This window comes from Streptomyces sp. NPDC054783, assembly GCF_053611725.1.
In genome coordinates, this window is record NZ_JBSHAY010000006.1 from 146,445 (window position 1) to 161,171 (window position 14,727).

Genomic DNA, 14,727 nt, shown 5'->3' on the forward strand with positions numbered 1-14,727 from the left:
TTGCGTCCGGAATCCCCGTTGACCACCGGTTTTCGCTCCGCGCCGGTCAGGAGGCGTGGGTGACGATCGTCCGGGCGTTGCGCACCGCCCGTTCGTCGGCGGCGCGCAGAGCCTCCAGCTTCTGCTTGTTCCTGCCGATGGAGGATTGCTGCGTGCGCACGTCGAGGGAGTGCACGGCGGGGACATAGCCGGTGTCGAGCTTGCACCGGGCGTCCGCGGCCGCCGTCTTCTTCTCCTTGTCCGACGGCTTGTCGGGCCCGAACCAGTGGGAGTCGAACGACGCCTTGTCCGGATCGGAGTAGTGGAAGCCCTTCTTCTTCATGCAGGCCGACCATGCGCTGTCGGCCTTCTTCCAGGCCGGGTCCTTGCTCGCCCGCTTGTGGGACTCGTACCACAGTTCGAGGGCGAGCGAGTAGTAGCCGGACAGCTTCACGCCGTTGACCTTCGTCGCCTTGGGCGCAGGGCCGTAGATCTTCCGCGCCGCCTGTCCCAGGCAGCCGCCCTCGGGGATGCGGTGGCCGTGCGTGACGCGACTGTCCCCGGATTCGAAGGTGCCGGTGAGCGCGGCGTACTGGTCGGCGGGCCACTGCTGGGGCTGGGCGGACGTGTCCGTTTTCCGGTTGTGGTAGCCGTGCTCGGCGGCCATGTCGGGGTCGACGACGCCGTACGGGCTGTCGTCGCCGGGCAGGTCCTCGCTCGTGAACGTCCCCTGCCGGACCGGGTAGGTCGCCTCGACGGCCTTGGGGTCGAGCGTCGCGAAGCCGGAGAAGCCGAGCCGGACCATGCACTGCCTGCCGAGGATCCACTGTGCCCGGCTGACGGTCTTCGCGCCGTCCGACTCGGGATCCGAGATGTAGGCGTGCAGCGGGAACGCCGCCATGGTGTTGAGGTGGCGTGCCTCGTCGACGGGGTCGTCGTGACCGGCGAACTGGCATGCCGACAGGACGAACAGGCCGCTGAGGGCGAGAGGGAGCACTTTGCGCACCCCGCCATCCGATCAAGCCTTGACCGGTCGCGCTGTGATGGAACCCACAGTTCCGACACAATTCGTACACAGTTACGGCATGGTGATCCAGCCGTCAACCGACCACTGGCGGAAGGGGGAACCATGTCCCACGTTCACGGAGTCCGTACCGGCAGAAGAGCCGTCGTCGCGGCGCCGGCGGGCGCGGTCCTCGGTACGGGGATCCTCTCGGCCGGCCCGGGCTCGGAGACCGGGGCCCGGGGTCTGGGGGCCGGAGGCCGGGGGCCAAGGGCCGGCGCCAGAGACCTGGACCGTGGCCCGGGCCCGGAGACCGAAGGCCAGGGCCCGTGGCCGTGACCCGTGGCCGGTGGCGGTGGCCCCGGGGGCCGGAGGCCAAGGTCTGGGGCCGGAGGCCGAGGCTCGGAGACCTGGACCGTGGCCCGGGCCCGGAGACCGAAGGCCAGGGCCCGTAGCCCGGAGGACGGAGCCCGGGCCCGGAGGCCAAGGGTCGGGGGCCCGGAGGCCAAGGGTCGGGGCTCGGCGCGGATGGTGTTACGGCAGTTGTGGCTGGACCTGGGTGGAGATGAGGTCCAGGTGGTCCAGGTCGGTGAGGTCCAGGATCTGCAGATAGATCCGCTGGGAGCCGATCGCGGCGTACCGGCCGATCTTGTCGACGACCTCGGCCGGCGAGCCGGCCAGGCCGTTGGCCCTCAGCTCGTCGACCTCACGGCCGATCGCGGCCGCGCGGCGGGCGAGCTCCTGGTCGTCCCGGCCGACGCAGACCACGAGCGCGTTGGAGTACGTCAGCGCGTCCGCACCCCGGCCGGCCTCCTCCGCCGCGGCACGCACCCGGCCGAACTGCCGCTCGCTGTCCTCCACGGAGGCGAAGGGGATGTTGAACTCGTCGGCGAACCGGGCGGCCAGCCGCGGCGTACGGCTCGCACCGTGGCCGCCGATGAGCACCGGGACCTTCTTCTGGGCCGGCTTGGGCAGTGCGGGCGAGTCGGTCAGGTCGTAGTACGTGCCGTGGAAGTCGAAGGTCTTGCCCACCTCGGTCGCCCACAGCCCGGTGACGATGGCGAGTTGCTCCTCCAGCCGCGCGAACTTCTCCTTCGGGAACGGGATGCCGTACGCCTTGTGCTCCTCCTCGAACCAGCCCGCGCCGAGCCCGAGCTCCACCCGGCCGCCGGACATCTGGTCGACCTGGGCGACCTGGATGGCGAGCACGCCGGGCAGCCGGAACGTTCCGGCGGTCATCAGCGTGCCGAGACGGATGCGCTTGGTCTCGCGGGCCAGTCCGGCGAGCGTGATCCAGGCGTCCGTGGGACCGGGCAGCCCGTCGGCGCTGCCCATGCGGAGGTAGTGGTCGGAGCGGAAGAAGGCGTCGAAGCCAAGGTCCTCGGTGGCCTTCGCCACGGTGAGCAAGGTGTCGTAGGTGGCCCCCTGCTGGGGCTCGGTGAAGATTCGAAGGTCCATACATCCATCCTGCACGCCGCACGCCACACCGACCTCGCCGGTACCGCCCGGCGCGGCCGTCCCCGGTCGGGTGAAATTCGCCCGCCGAGCGCGCCGGTGCCGACAGGGCCGTAGACCGTCCTCGGCCGACGTGCCGTCCTCGGCCGACGTGCCGGACCCCGTTCCGGCCTGAACGGCCCAGTCGTCAAACGCCGGACGGGCTACTGCGGTTGTCGTTCAGGCTCTTCTGATCGCCGTCCGCACTCTTCCGGCTCTCGTCCTCCCGTAACGTCTCCTCCCGCGCCGCCAGCTTGCGCAGCATCTCCAGGACGCGGTCGCGGGACTCGTCGGCCGCGTCGATGGCCTCCATGCACTGCCAGTACGTCGTCTCGTCGTCGGCCCCGCTGGCCATGCCGACCAGGGCCATGCCGACCTCACCGAGCAGACCCCCGAGGCAGAGCAGGGTCTCGCGGGCGTCGGCCAGCTCGGTGAGCTGGGCGGCGCGCAGGTCGCCCAGGTCGAGTTCGGGCGGGTCCAGGACCCCGCAGCCCCGGCCCGCCAGTTCGGTCAGGCCCAGCGCCTCGCCGCGCAGCTCGGGCGGGCCGGAGACCGCGAGGCGGCTGCCGACCGCCTGGGCCAGGGCCTGCGCCTGCCACACCTCCGCCATGATCTCGGCCGAGTCGGCGGCGCACGCCAGCGCACGCCTGTTGGTGAGGATGAGCCGTATCGCGTCCATGCGTCGCCCCCGTCCTTCCGCGTGCTTCCTCACACGCCCTCTTGGACTCCCTTGTCCACTACCCAGCGTGAGGGCACTGAATACGAAAAACCAGAGGTAGACGGAAATCTATGGACAACAATTCGGATTCGACAGGCGATTCAACTCCGGAGAGTGATACCGGAGTTCACCCCTCCGGCGGTTGAGGGCGCTCGGGGGCGCACTGCGCCCCCGGCGCCGGGAACCGCCGTTCGTTGCGGTCGATCTTGGCGGCCAGGGCGGCCAGCGGGTCGACGCCGAGGACGTCGCAGAACTGCAGCAGATAGGCGAGGACATCGGCGACCTCGTCGGTGACCCGGTGCGCGGTGTCCGGGTCGTCCATCACGCGCCCGGACTCCTCCGGCGTCAGCCACTGGAAGATCTCGACCAGTTCGGAGGCCTCCACGCTGAGCGCGGCGACGAGGTTCTTGGGGGTGTGGTAGGGCTGCCAGTTCCGCGCGGCCGCGAACTCGGCGAGTCTGCACTGGAGTCGGGCCAGGTCGAGAGGTTCCGTCACGCTTCCAGGTGTACCACCGTGACACCCTCGGTCCCGGCGGCCCACGAGGCGTCGCTCACCGCGCCCGCACACCGGATGTGCCCGCGCTCGCCCATCCGGACGGCCGTCCGCAGCAGTTCCCGGCGCTGGGCGGGGTCGAGGCCGCGGTCGAACCCGTCGGCGAGGACGGTGAGGGTACGCAGGGCGTCGGGCACCTCGCCCGGGGTGTCCACGTCCAGGACGCCGGGCCCGGTCAGCAGCACCAGCGTCAGCGCGAGATAGCGCAGTTCCCCGTCGCCGAGCCGGGCGAGTTCGGTGCGCAGACCGTCGCCGCGGTCGAGCAGCGCCCGTACCGTGCCGTCCGGCAGCGGCTCCGCGACGAGATCGGTCACCGGACCCGCGCAGCCCGCGCGCAGGGACTCGACCAGCAGGCCGTGCCGGCGGGCGCATTCCGCGCGGGTGCGCCACAGCACGTCGGCGAGGTTGTCGCAGCCGGACAGCAGCCGGCCGGAACCGGCGGGCACGGGAGCACGCATGCACTCGGGGCGGGGGTCGCAGGGGAAGGCGGAGCGCAGGGCGACCACCATCTGCTCGGCGGCGGCGAGCACATGACGCTGCCCGTCGGTCCTGCCGGCCACGCGCAGCGGCAACAGGGCGGTGCCGAGGCGGTCGTCGGGGAGCGGGGCACGGGTCACCGGGGCGGAGCCCGCGGTGTGCCAGGCGGCCTGGACGGTGCCGCGCCCGGGGTCGCGCAGCGCGGTCTCCAGCAGGACGAGCCCGCCCGCAGTGAGCCGCTCCCCCACGATCCTCAGTTCCGGTTCGGCCTGAACGGCGACGTCGAGCCGGACCGGCCCCGCGGCGCCGTCGGCCGTACAGCCGATCCGGAAGCCGCGCCGCCCTCCGGCATCCGGGCGTGCCCGCTGCGGCACGCAGGCGACCGGGTCCGGGAACACCTCGTAGAGCGAGGCTCCGCCACCGAGCCGGGCGAGCGCCTCGTACGCCGTGAGCGCGGTCGTCTTGCCCGCTCCGCTGCGCCCGGCGAACAAGGTGACGGACCCCAGCGGAAAGCCGGCCCGTCGATGCCCGGCAAAGGCCGACAGCCGCAACTCGGTGATCCGGGCGCGCACATCGGGGGACCGCCGGGACTGCGCGGGTACGGTCCGGGCGGACGCGTCGACGGCGGGGGGCTCAGCGGACACGGAGGGCAAGGCCATGTCCGGACCGTAGAACCCACCCCACCTGCCGAACCGTTTCCTGCCGGCACCTTCCTACGATCGGGCGGTCCGGCAGCCCCAAACGGGACCGGGGCCACTCGGTCGAGTGAAGGCCACCCCGCATACCCCCTCGGCCACCGACGGCGCCCTCAGCCCCCCGACACCCCGGCCCCCTCCATCAACCCGCTCACCTCGGTGCCGGGCGGGGTGAGGAGGAACACGTTGCGGTCGACGCGGTGCATTCCGCTGCCCAGGCCGAAGACAACGCCCGTGCTGAAGTCGAGGACGCGCTTGGCGACCTCGGTCTCCGCGCCGGAGAGGTCGAGCAGGACCGGCGCCCCGGCCATCAGGGTCTCGGCGACCTCCCGGGCGTCGGCGAAGACGTTGACGCGCAGGACCACGAACCGGCGCCGGGTCTCGGTCTCGGCGTCCGGCAGCGAGCGGTGGTTCACCGCGGACGGCCACGCGTCCCGGCCCCGCAGCGGCACGACCTGGGCGAGCCCTTCCCACTGTTCATCGGTGACGTCGTAACGGCTCACCGGCTCCCCCCGACCTGACTCGTACTCCATGCCTGCACCAGCCAATTCTTACGCCAAGTCACCCGTTCGGCCCAACAACGACACACTGCGCGACCGCTCCGGTGCCACCCGGCGGGGAGCGACCTGCGTCACATGTACGAGTACGTCCGTTTCTTACCGCCCTCATATCCGACTCTTCACATGCCGCCACGCCCTGTTCACCGGTCGCCAGTAGCGTCCAGTGCCGTGCACTTGGCAGAAACACAGCAGGTGACAGCCGGCCGGCGGACGAAGTCGGCGGTGTCCGCCGTATCGGTCGCCCCCGCGGAGCTCCATGAGCCACCCGCCCAGTGGCACCGCGTGCTGACGCTGCTCGCCGACGTCAGCCTGTTCATCGGCACGCGCACGGTGTGGACGCAGGCGGCTACGCACAAGCTGGTCCTCGCGGGGGTCATCTCCGCCTGCTACGCCTCGATCCTGGTGACCGGCGTGCTCGCGCTGACGGTCCGCCGGGCGCGTTCGCTGGCCCGCCTGGACGCCGTGGTGCTGGTGACCGCGATCGCGCTCACCCTGTGCGCCTGGGCGTTGAACCACGCGGGAGGCGACGAGGCGGTCCTGACCACACAGGCCGCGAAGGAGATCGTCGGCGGACACCAGGTGTACGACCACCCGTGGCCGTGGCTGTTCCACATCAAGGGCGTCGCCCTGACCGCCACGACGACCGGCGGTTACGACTACACGTACGGCTATCCTCCGCTGACGCCGCTGCTCACCGTGCCCTTCCTGTGGCTCGGCCACGTCGGCGCACCGGCGACCCTGGCGGTGACGGTCGTACTGATCGTGGGCGCGGTGGTGCTGTGGCGGCTGCTGCCGACGCCGTGGCGATCGGCCGCCACGATGCTCTGCCTGGGCTTCAGTTTCCTGCCGATGTACGCCCGTCAGGGCTACCCGGCGATCGTCGGCCTGGTCCTGCTGATGCCGGTGGTGGTGCGCTGGCCGCGGTTCGCCGCCGGGGGACGGCTGGGTGCCGCCGGGATCGCGCGGGCCGCGTGCATCGGGGCCGCGTGCGCGGCACAGCAACTCCCCTGGTTCGTCACCCCGTTCCTGCTGGCCGGGATCTACGCCGTGCGCCGCGGTGAGCTCGGCGGGCGACAGGCGGCGCGGGTGGTCCTGCGGACCGCCGGGATCGCGGTCCTCACCTGGCTGCTGATCAACGCGTACTTCATCGTCAGCGAACCGGACCCGTGGTTCCGGGGCATCGCCCTGCCGCTGACCCAGGGCGCGGTGGTGCACGGGCAGGGTCTGGTCGGCATCTCCCTGTACTTCACCCACGGCAGCGACCGGCTCGACTGGTACGGCCACGCGAGCATGCTGCTCGCCGCGGCCCTGCTGGCGCTGTTCGTGCTGTTCGTACGGCGGCTGGGCCCGGCCGCGACCGTGCTGCCCTGGTGCGCCTTCTACCTGGCGACCCGGTCCCAGGACGGCTACTACCTGATGTACACGCCGCTGTGGCTGGCGGCGGCGATCACCGTGCCCCTGTCGGAGTTCAGGACGGCGTGGCAGCCGCGGCCCAGTTGGCTGACCGGTCCGCGCCGCAGGCCGGCCCTGGCCGCCGCGGTCCTCCTGCTGATCACGCCCCCGCTGGTGAGCGCGACCCTCGCGGTGACGGGCAGGCCGCCGCTGCGGATGGCCATCACGGCGGTCCGGCACGGCTCGGCGCGCACCCTGTCCACGATGACCGTGCGGGTGACCAACACCGGCGGCAACGCGCTGACCCCGCACTACATGCTGACGACGGGGCAGGGCATGAACCGGTACTGGTCCCTGGCGCACGGCCCGGCCACCATCCCCGCCCACACCACGGCGACCGTCGAGCTGCGGGCACCCCAGGGCGGCTTCCTGGTGCCCACGAAGAAGTACACGCACATCCGGCTGCGCGCCTTCACCGCGACCCCGCAGACGCTCTCGACCAAGGACGTGAGCCGGGCCGAGCTGGGCCTCGAGGACTCAGGGGCATCCACGGGGTCGGGAGCGCCCAAGGGGTCAGGAGCATCCAAGGGCTGAGCAGGCCTCAAGGGCTTGGCCGGCCTCCAGGGCCGATCGGGCGGCTCACGCCTCGGTCCGCGTGAATCGCAGCTTCGCCGTCACCGTGGTGAGCCCGCGCATCATGCCCAGCTGGTTCCAGTCCATGCCGAACTGCCCGCGGTCCACGGTGAACTCGGCGTCCAGCGTGAGCGCCTCGGCGCTCGCGTCGGTCAGGCGCGCGGTGAAGGTCACGGGCCTGCTGATGCCCCGCACGGTCAGCTGACCGGTGACCCGCACGCCGTCGCCGTCGAGGCGGTCGGCGCCGCGGACGGCGAAGGTGATCTCCGGGTGGTTGCCGGCGTCGAGGAAGTCGGCCGAGCGCAGGTGGGTGTCCCGCTTGGCGTGCCTGGTGTCCAGGGAGGCCGCCTCCAGGGTCACGGTGCCGCCGGCCGAGCCGTCGGCGCGCACCTCGCCGCCGCCGGTGACGGCGGCGAACGTGCCCTTCACGGTGACGAGCCCCCACATGGTCCTGTGCCGCAGTCCCACGGTGGACGCGGCCGGGTCGAGCTGCCAGGTGCCTGTCTGCACGGCGACGGTCATGGTCGTACTCCGGAGGTGAGTGGTTCAAATTTGGATGACTCTCGCCACGCTAGCGCGTCCTCCAAATTTGAACAACCTGTAAGTCCAAAACTGAACAATCTCCTGGTCCAAAATTGGACAACGGGTAGACTCGACCCATGTCCGCCTCCGACGCGCACCCCGCCGACCAGCTCGAATGCCCCGCCTCGGCGGACGGTCTGCTGCCCGCGGAACTGCGCGCCTGGATGGTCCTGCTGGCCGCCACCGGCGCCGTGGAGCAGCGGCTGCGCTCGGTCGTGAAGGAGACCCTCGACGTCTCCCACGACGAGTTCCTGATCCTGTGCCTGCTGGCGGAACAGCCCCGCGCGGGACTGCGCATGACCCAGGTCGCCGACCTCCTCGGCCGCCCCAAGACCCGGCTCACCTACCAGATCGCCTGCCTGCAGCGGGCCGGTCTGGTCGCCCGCACGTCCGTGTGCGGCGACAAGCGCGGTGTGCAGGTCGCCCTCACCGCCAAGGCGCGCGAGCTGCTGAGCGGGACCTCCGCCCTGCTCGCCGGAACCGTCCGGCAGGCCCTCGCCGACTCCATGGGCCCCGAGCAGCACGCGGCCATGTGCGCCCTGGTCCCGGACCTGCCGGACCCGGACGAGGAGCCGTCCAACGGCTGAGCCGGACCCGGCCGGAGAGCCCTTCGACGGCTGAGCGGCACAGGTCACAACCGCGAGGAGGGCAACGTCACAGCCCCCGGTTTACTCTCATTCGAGCGTGCTGCCCTAGCATCCGAGCCATGACGGTCCTGCCTGACGACGGGCTCACACTGGCCGCCGAGTTCCCTGACGCGACACACGAGCAGTGGCAACGCCTGGTCGAGGGCGTGCTGCGCAAGTCGGGCAAGGAAGTCTCGGGCGCGGCAGCTGAGGACGCCCTGTCCACGACGCTGGAGGACGGGCTGCGCACCCGGCCCCTGTACACCGCTCGCGACGCCGCGCCCGATCCCGGTCTGCCGGGCTTCGCGCCGTACGTGCGCGGCGGCCGCCCCGAGGGCAACACCGCGGGTGGCTGGGACGTACGGCAGCGGCACACCGCCCTCACGGAGAACGCCGTCCTGGCCGACCTGGAGAACGGCGGCACCTCGCTGTGGCTCGTGCTGGGCGAGGGCGGCATCCCGGTGGACGGGCTGGGCCGGGCGCTGGAGGGTGTGTACCTGGACCTCGCGCCGGTCGTCCTGGACGCCGGCCGGGACACCGGGCAGGCCGCCGATGCGCTGCTGCGGCTGTACGCGGAGAAGGGCGTGGCCGCCGAGGCCGTACGCGGCAATCTGGGCGGCGACCCGCTCGGGTACGAGGCCCGCACCGGCACCCCGCTGGACTTCGCGCCGTACGCCGCCCTGGCCGCGCGCTGCGCCGAGCAGTACCCCGGTCTGCGCGCTCTGACCGTGGACGCGCTGCCGTACCACGAGGCGGGCGGCTCGGCCGCGCAGGAGCTGGGCGCCTCGCTCGCCACCGGTGTGGCGTATCTGCGGGAGCTCACCGAGGCGGGGCTCGGCGTCGAACAGGCCGCCGGACAGTTGGAGTTCCGCTACGCCGCCACCGCCGACCAGTTCCTCACGGTCGCCAAGCTCCGCGCCGCGCGCCGGCTGTGGGCCCGGGTCGCCGAGGTCTGCGGGGCCCCGGGCGCGCAGGTGCAGCACGTGGTGACCTCGCCGGTGATGATGGCCCGCCGCGACCCGTGGGTGAACATGCTCCGCACGACGGTCGCGACGCTGGCCGCCGGGGTCGGCGGCGCCGACTCGGTGACCGTCCTGCCGTTCGACCACGCGCTCGGCCTGCCCGACGCGTTCGCCCGCCGGATCGCCCGCAACACCTCCACGATCCTCATCGAGGAGTCCCACCTGGCCCGGGTCATCGACCCGGCGGGCGGCTCCTGGTACGTCGAGCAGCTCACCGACCAACTCGCCCAGGCCGCCTGGGAGTTCTTCCGGACCGTCGAGCGCGACGGCGGCCAGGCGGCCGTGCTGCGCTCCGGGCGGCTGCGCACGGACCTCGCGACGACCTGGGCGGAGCGCTCCAAGAAGCTCGCCAAGCGGCGCGAACCCATCACCGGCGTCAGCGAGTTCCCGCTGCTGGCGGAGAGGCCGGTGGAGCGCGAGCCCGCGCCCGAGCAACGACCGCCGTCCGGCGGTCTGCCCCGGGTGCGCCGCGACGAGGCGTACGAGGAGCTGCGCGCCCGCTCCGACGCCCACCTCGCGGCGACCGGCGCCCGCCCCCGGATCTTCCTGGCGACCATCGGCTCGGCCGCCGCGTACACCGCGCGCGCGACCTTCGCCGCCAACCTGTTCCAGGCGGGCGGCATCGAGCCGGTCACGGAGGGCGCCTTCGAGGACAGCGGCGCCACCGAGGCCGTGCTGTGCTCCAGCGACGCGGTCTACGCCGAACAGGCCGAGCAGGCCGCCGAGTCGCTCAGGGCGGCCGGTGCCCGGCATGTGTTCCTGGCGGGCCGGGGCGAGCACGCCGGCATCGACTCGTACGTCTTCGCGGGCTGCGACGCCATCGACGTGCTGTCCGCGACCCTCGACCGCATGGGAGCGTCCTGATGGGAATCCCCGACTTCTCCGGCATCGAGCTGGGGACACCGGTCGCCGACGGCGGTGCCGATCAGTGGCGTGCGGCCGTCGCGCGGGCGACCGGGAGCGAAGAGCCGCTGTGGGAGACCCCGGAGGGCATCGGGGTCAAGCCGCTGTACACCGGCCGTGACCTGGAGGGCCTGGACTTCCTGGGCACCTACCCGGGCATCGCGCCGTATCTGCGCGGCCCCTACCCGACGATGTACGTCAACCAGCCCTGGACGATCCGCCAGTACGCGGGCTTCTCCACCGCCGAGGAGTCCAACGCCTTCTACCGGCGCAACCTGTCGGCCGGCCAGAAGGGCCTGTCGGTCGCCTTCGACCTGCCCACGCACCGGGGGTACGACAGCGACCACCCGCGCGTGACCGGAGACGTCGGCATGGCGGGCGTGGCCATCGACTCCATCTACGACATGCGGCAGCTGTTCGACGGCATCCCGCTGGACAAGATGACGGTGTCGATGACGATGAACGGCGCCGTGCTGCCGGTGCTGGCGCTGTACATCGTGGCTGCGGAGGAACAGGGCGTACCACCCGAGAAGCTGGCCGGAACCATTCAGAACGACATTCTGAAGGAGTTCATGGTCCGCAACACCTACATCTATCCGCCGAAGCCGTCGATGCGGATCATCTCCGACATCTTCGCGTACACCTCGCAGCGGATGCCCCGCTACAACTCCATCTCCATCTCCGGCTACCACATCCAGGAGGCGGGCGCGACGGCCGACCTGGAGCTGGCGTACACGCTCGCGGACGGCGTGGAGTACCTCCGCGCGGGCCGGGAAGCGGGCCTGGACGTGGACGCGTTCGCACCGCGCCTGTCCTTCTTCTGGGCGATCGGCATGAACTTCTTCATGGAGATCGCCAAGTTGCGGGCGGCCAGGCTCCTGTGGGCCAAGCTGGTGAGCCAGTTCGAGCCGAAGAACACCAAGTCCCTCTCCCTGCGCACCCATTCGCAGACCTCGGGCTGGTCGCTGACCGCGCAGGACGTGTTCAACAACGTCACGCGTACGGCCGTGGAGGCGATGGCGGCGACCCAGGGCCACACCCAGTCGCTGCACACCAACGCCCTGGACGAGGCGCTCGCCCTGCCGACCGACTTCTCCGCGCGCATCGCCCGCAACACCCAGCTGCTCATCCAGCAGGAGTCGGGCACCACCCGGGTCATCGACCCCTGGGGCGGCAGCGCGTACGTGGAGAAGCTGACGTACGACCTCGCACGCAAGGCCTGGGCGCACATCCAGGAGGTCGAGCAGGCCGGCGGCATGGCGCAGGCCATCGACGCCGGCATCCCGAAGCTGCGCGTGGAGGAGGCCGCGGCCCGCACCCAGGCCCGCATCGACTCGGGCCGTCAGCCGGTGATCGGCGTGAACAAGTACCGCGTGGAGAACGACGAGGCGATCGAGGTCCTCAAGGTCGACAACTCCTCCGTACGCGCCCAGCAGATCGAGAAGCTGCGGCGGCTGCGCGCGGAGCGGGACGAGCAGGCCTGCCAGGACGCCCTGGACGCGCTCACGCGGGCGGCCGACGGCAAGGAGAACCTGCTGGAGCTGGCCGTCCACGCGGCCCGCGCCAAGGCGACCGTCGGCGAGATCTCCGACGCCCTGGAGAAGGTGTACGGCCGGCACGCGAGCCAGATCCGTACCATCTCCGGCGTGTACCGCAACGAAGCAGGCCGGTCCGCGTCCGTGGACCGCACCCGTGCCCTGGTCGACGCCTTCGAGGAGGCCGAGGGGCGCCGGCCGCGCATCCTGGTCGCCAAGATGGGCCAGGACGGCCACGACCGCGGCCAGAAGGTGGTCGCGACCGCGTTCGCCGACCTCGGCTTCGACGTCGACGTCGGCCCGCTGTTCCAGACGCCGGAGGAGGTCGCCCGGCAGGCGGTCGAGGCGGACGTGCACGTGGTCGGCGTGAACTCGCTGGCCGCCGGACACCTCACCCTCGTCCCGGCGCTGCGCGAGAAGCTCGCCGAGGAGGGCCGCGAGGACATCATGATCGTGGTCGGCGGAGTGATCCCGCCGCAGGACGTGCCGACGCTGCGGGAGATGGGCGCGGCGGAGGTGTTCCTGCCCGGGACGGTGATCCCGGACGCGGCGTACGACCTCGTCAAGCGGCTGTCGGCGGACCTCGGCCACGAATCGTCGGCCGACGCCGGCCGCGAGCTGTAGGGCGCCGATGGCAGCGATCGATCTCGACGCCTATGTGAAGGGCGTGCTCGACGGAAAGCGGGCGATCGTGGCCCGTGCGATCACGCTCGTCGAGTCCACCCGTCCCCAACACCGGTCGCTGGCACAGGAGTTGCTGACGCAGCTCCTTCCGCACAGCGGCCGGGCGCGGCGGATCGGCGTGAGCGGGGTGCCGGGAGTCGGCAAGTCGACGTTCATCGACGCGTTCGGCACGCTGCTGACCTCGCTGGGCCACCGGGTCGCGGTCCTGGCGGTCGACCCCTCCTCGACCCGTACCGGCGGCTCGATCCTCGGCGACAAGACGCGCATGGAACGCCTGGCGGTCGACCCGGCGGCCTTCGTCCGCCCCTCCCCCAGCGCGGGCACGCTGGGCGGGGTCGCGAAGGCCACCCGGGAGTCGATGGTGGTGATGGAGGCGGCGGGGTACGACGTGATCCTCGTGGAGACCGTCGGCGTGGGCCAGTCGGAGACGACGGTCGCCGAGATGGTCGACTCCTTCCTCCTCCTCACCCTGGCCCGCACCGGCGACCAGCTGCAGGGCATCAAGAAGGGCGTCCTGGAGCTGGCCGACGTGATCGCCGTCAACAAGGCGGACGGTCCGCACGAGCGGGACGCGCAGGCCGCCGCCCGTGAACTGGCGGGCGCGCTGCGCCTGATGCACGGCAAGGAGGCCTTCTGGACACCGCCGGTGCTGAGTTGCAGCGCCCGTGAGTCCACGGGGCTGGACACGGTCTGGGAGCGCCTGGAACAGCACCGTACGCTGCTCGACTCCACCGGCCGGCTGACCGCGAAGCGACGCGACCAACAGGTCCGCTGGACCTGGGCCATGGTCCGCGACGAACTGCTGGACCGCCTCCACTCCGACCCGGCGGTCCGCGAAACCGCACCGGACCTCGAACGACAGGTCAGGCAGGGCAGCTTGACGGCGACACTGGCAGCGGAACGCATTCTGGAGGCGTTCGGGGGCGGGGGGCGTACGACTCGCCCGGCAGGGAGCTGAATCGGGTTACGGGGCGGCCGAGGAGGAATCGGATTGCGGTTCCCCGGCCGGGGCGAGAGTCGGGCTGCAGCTCCTGCGGGCAGGGCCCGAGCCGGGTTCCGGCCCCCGCGGACGCGTGATGGGTCATCGGAAACCCGCCGCATCGCCCTGATCCAGTCCCGCGGCGGGGAGATCCTCGAAGCCCACCCGGGCGACGTGATCTGGGCTCCGCCGGGCGAGGAGCACTGGCACGGCGCCGCCCCGACCGCTTCATGACCCACCTCGCCCCGTGGGAGACCGACGACGTCGACCGGCTCGAACACGTCACCGACAGTGAGTACGACGGCCCCCGCCGGAACACTCGCGTCTGACCGGCCCGAACCGGGCGCCGGGCGGCGCCTGCCGCAACTACCCGCGGATCCAGTTCACCGACCCGGCGATGCGCACCCCGTACGCCGACTGGGAGACCTCTGCCCAGATCTCCGTGGCCCAACTGCGGAGGGAGGCGGCCACGTACCCCGACGAGCCTCGGCTGATCGAACTGATCGGTGAAGTCTCCACGCACGACAAGCAGTTCGCCCAGTGGTGGGGCTACCGCCGCGTCGCGGCCCGCACCGTCGGCACCAAGACCCTCAACCATCCGGTCGTCGGCGAACTCGTCCTGGACTGGGACACCCTCACCGCCGACACCGACCCCGACCAGCACCTGACCGTCTGGACCGCCGAGCCCGGCTCCCCCACCCACGCACGGCTGCGCATCCTCGCCTCCTGGGCCGCCGACCAGAACCGGTCCGCGTCCCAACCCACGCGACGCGGCTGACCGGCCCGCCACAGCCAGGTCGCACGCGGGCAGATCTTCGGCGCACTGCTCCCCCCACCGGCCCATTCGTCGGCGCCGACCCCTCGCAAGGTGGCGCGCCCAGGTGGCGCCACC

General features: G+C 71.8%; 12 protein-coding genes and 1 pseudogene. 6 read left to right on the forward strand and 7 right to left on the reverse strand.

The annotated features are described in order from the left end of the window. Nucleotides 1-46: 46 nt before the first annotated feature. From ACWGJ5_RS13795 to ACWGJ5_RS13820, 6 genes are all read right to left on the reverse strand, one after another. Entirely contained in the window at nucleotides 47-976 is a 930-nt protein-coding gene (locus ACWGJ5_RS13795; protein WP_453309948.1) for a hypothetical protein, read from the reverse strand. A gap of 540 nt (nucleotides 977-1,516) precedes the next feature. Next, nucleotides 1,517-2,440 carry an LLM class F420-dependent oxidoreductase gene (locus ACWGJ5_RS13800; RefSeq protein ID WP_453309949.1) on the reverse strand — a complete coding sequence of 308 codons (924 nt, stop codon included), beginning with the start codon at nucleotides 2,438-2,440 and terminating at the stop codon, nucleotides 1,517-1,519. A 184-nt stretch (nucleotides 2,441-2,624) separates the two neighbouring features. Next, nucleotides 2,625-3,155, reverse strand: coding sequence for a DUF6099 family protein (locus tag ACWGJ5_RS13805; RefSeq protein ID WP_453309950.1), 531 nt, complete (start codon nucleotides 3,153-3,155; stop codon nucleotides 2,625-2,627). A gap of 166 nt (nucleotides 3,156-3,321) precedes the next feature. Continuing rightward, nucleotides 3,322-3,690 (reverse strand): nucleotide pyrophosphohydrolase, encoded by a 369-nt coding sequence (locus ACWGJ5_RS13810; RefSeq protein ID WP_453309951.1) that lies wholly within the window; start codon nucleotides 3,688-3,690, stop codon nucleotides 3,322-3,324. Beyond that, on the reverse strand, nucleotides 3,687-4,883 hold the full coding sequence (locus ACWGJ5_RS13815) for an ATP-binding protein (protein ID WP_453309952.1): 1,197 nt from the start codon (nucleotides 4,881-4,883) through the stop codon (nucleotides 3,687-3,689). The genes ACWGJ5_RS13810 and ACWGJ5_RS13815 overlap by 4 nt, the downstream gene beginning before the upstream one ends. 149 nt (nucleotides 4,884-5,032) lie before the next feature. Then, complete coding sequence (locus ACWGJ5_RS13820; protein ID WP_228616551.1) at nucleotides 5,033-5,452, reverse strand: cell division protein SepF; 420 nt, start codon at nucleotides 5,450-5,452, stop codon at nucleotides 5,033-5,035. Nucleotides 5,453-5,602: 150 nt separating this feature from the next. On the opposite strand from ACWGJ5_RS13820, the gene ACWGJ5_RS13825 reads away from it, so the two are divergent. After that, nucleotides 5,603-7,465, forward strand: coding sequence for a hypothetical protein (locus ACWGJ5_RS13825; RefSeq protein WP_453309953.1), 1,863 nt, complete (start codon nucleotides 5,603-5,605; stop codon nucleotides 7,463-7,465). A gap of 45 nt (nucleotides 7,466-7,510) precedes the next feature. On the opposite strand, the gene ACWGJ5_RS13830 is transcribed toward ACWGJ5_RS13825, so the two are convergent. Then, nucleotides 7,511-8,026 carry a YceI family protein gene (locus ACWGJ5_RS13830; protein ID WP_453309954.1) on the reverse strand — a complete coding sequence of 172 codons (516 nt, stop codon included), beginning with the start codon at nucleotides 8,024-8,026 and terminating at the stop codon, nucleotides 7,511-7,513. Nucleotides 8,027-8,163: 137 nt separating this feature from the next. Here ACWGJ5_RS13830 and ACWGJ5_RS13835 point away from each other — a divergent pair, with 137 nt between their 5' ends. From ACWGJ5_RS13835 to ACWGJ5_RS13855, 5 genes and pseudogenes are all read left to right on the forward strand, one after another. Then, nucleotides 8,164-8,673, forward strand: a complete 510-nt coding sequence (locus ACWGJ5_RS13835) for a MarR family winged helix-turn-helix transcriptional regulator (protein WP_453309955.1) — start codon at nucleotides 8,164-8,166, stop codon at nucleotides 8,671-8,673. A 119-nt stretch (nucleotides 8,674-8,792) separates the two neighbouring features. Next, nucleotides 8,793-10,598: a methylmalonyl-CoA mutase family protein gene (locus ACWGJ5_RS13840; RefSeq protein ID WP_453309956.1), complete on the forward strand. Its 1,806-nt coding sequence runs from the start codon at nucleotides 8,793-8,795 to the stop codon at nucleotides 10,596-10,598. Beyond that, nucleotides 10,598-12,796: a methylmalonyl-CoA mutase gene (scpA, locus tag ACWGJ5_RS13845; protein WP_453309957.1), complete on the forward strand. Its 2,199-nt coding sequence runs from the start codon at nucleotides 10,598-10,600 to the stop codon at nucleotides 12,794-12,796. The genes ACWGJ5_RS13840 and scpA overlap by 1 nt, the downstream gene beginning before the upstream one ends. Nucleotides 12,797-12,803: 7 nt before the next feature. Then, the gene (gene meaB, locus ACWGJ5_RS13850; RefSeq protein WP_453309958.1) at nucleotides 12,804-13,814 is read left to right on the forward strand and encodes a methylmalonyl Co-A mutase-associated GTPase MeaB; all 1,011 of its coding nucleotides are present in this window, start codon (nucleotides 12,804-12,806) and stop codon (nucleotides 13,812-13,814) included. A gap of 382 nt (nucleotides 13,815-14,196) precedes the next feature. Next, a pseudogene (locus ACWGJ5_RS13855) lies at nucleotides 14,197-14,613 on the forward strand (MmyB family transcriptional regulator); the annotation flags it as partial. Between the last annotated feature and the right edge of the window lie 114 nt (nucleotides 14,614-14,727).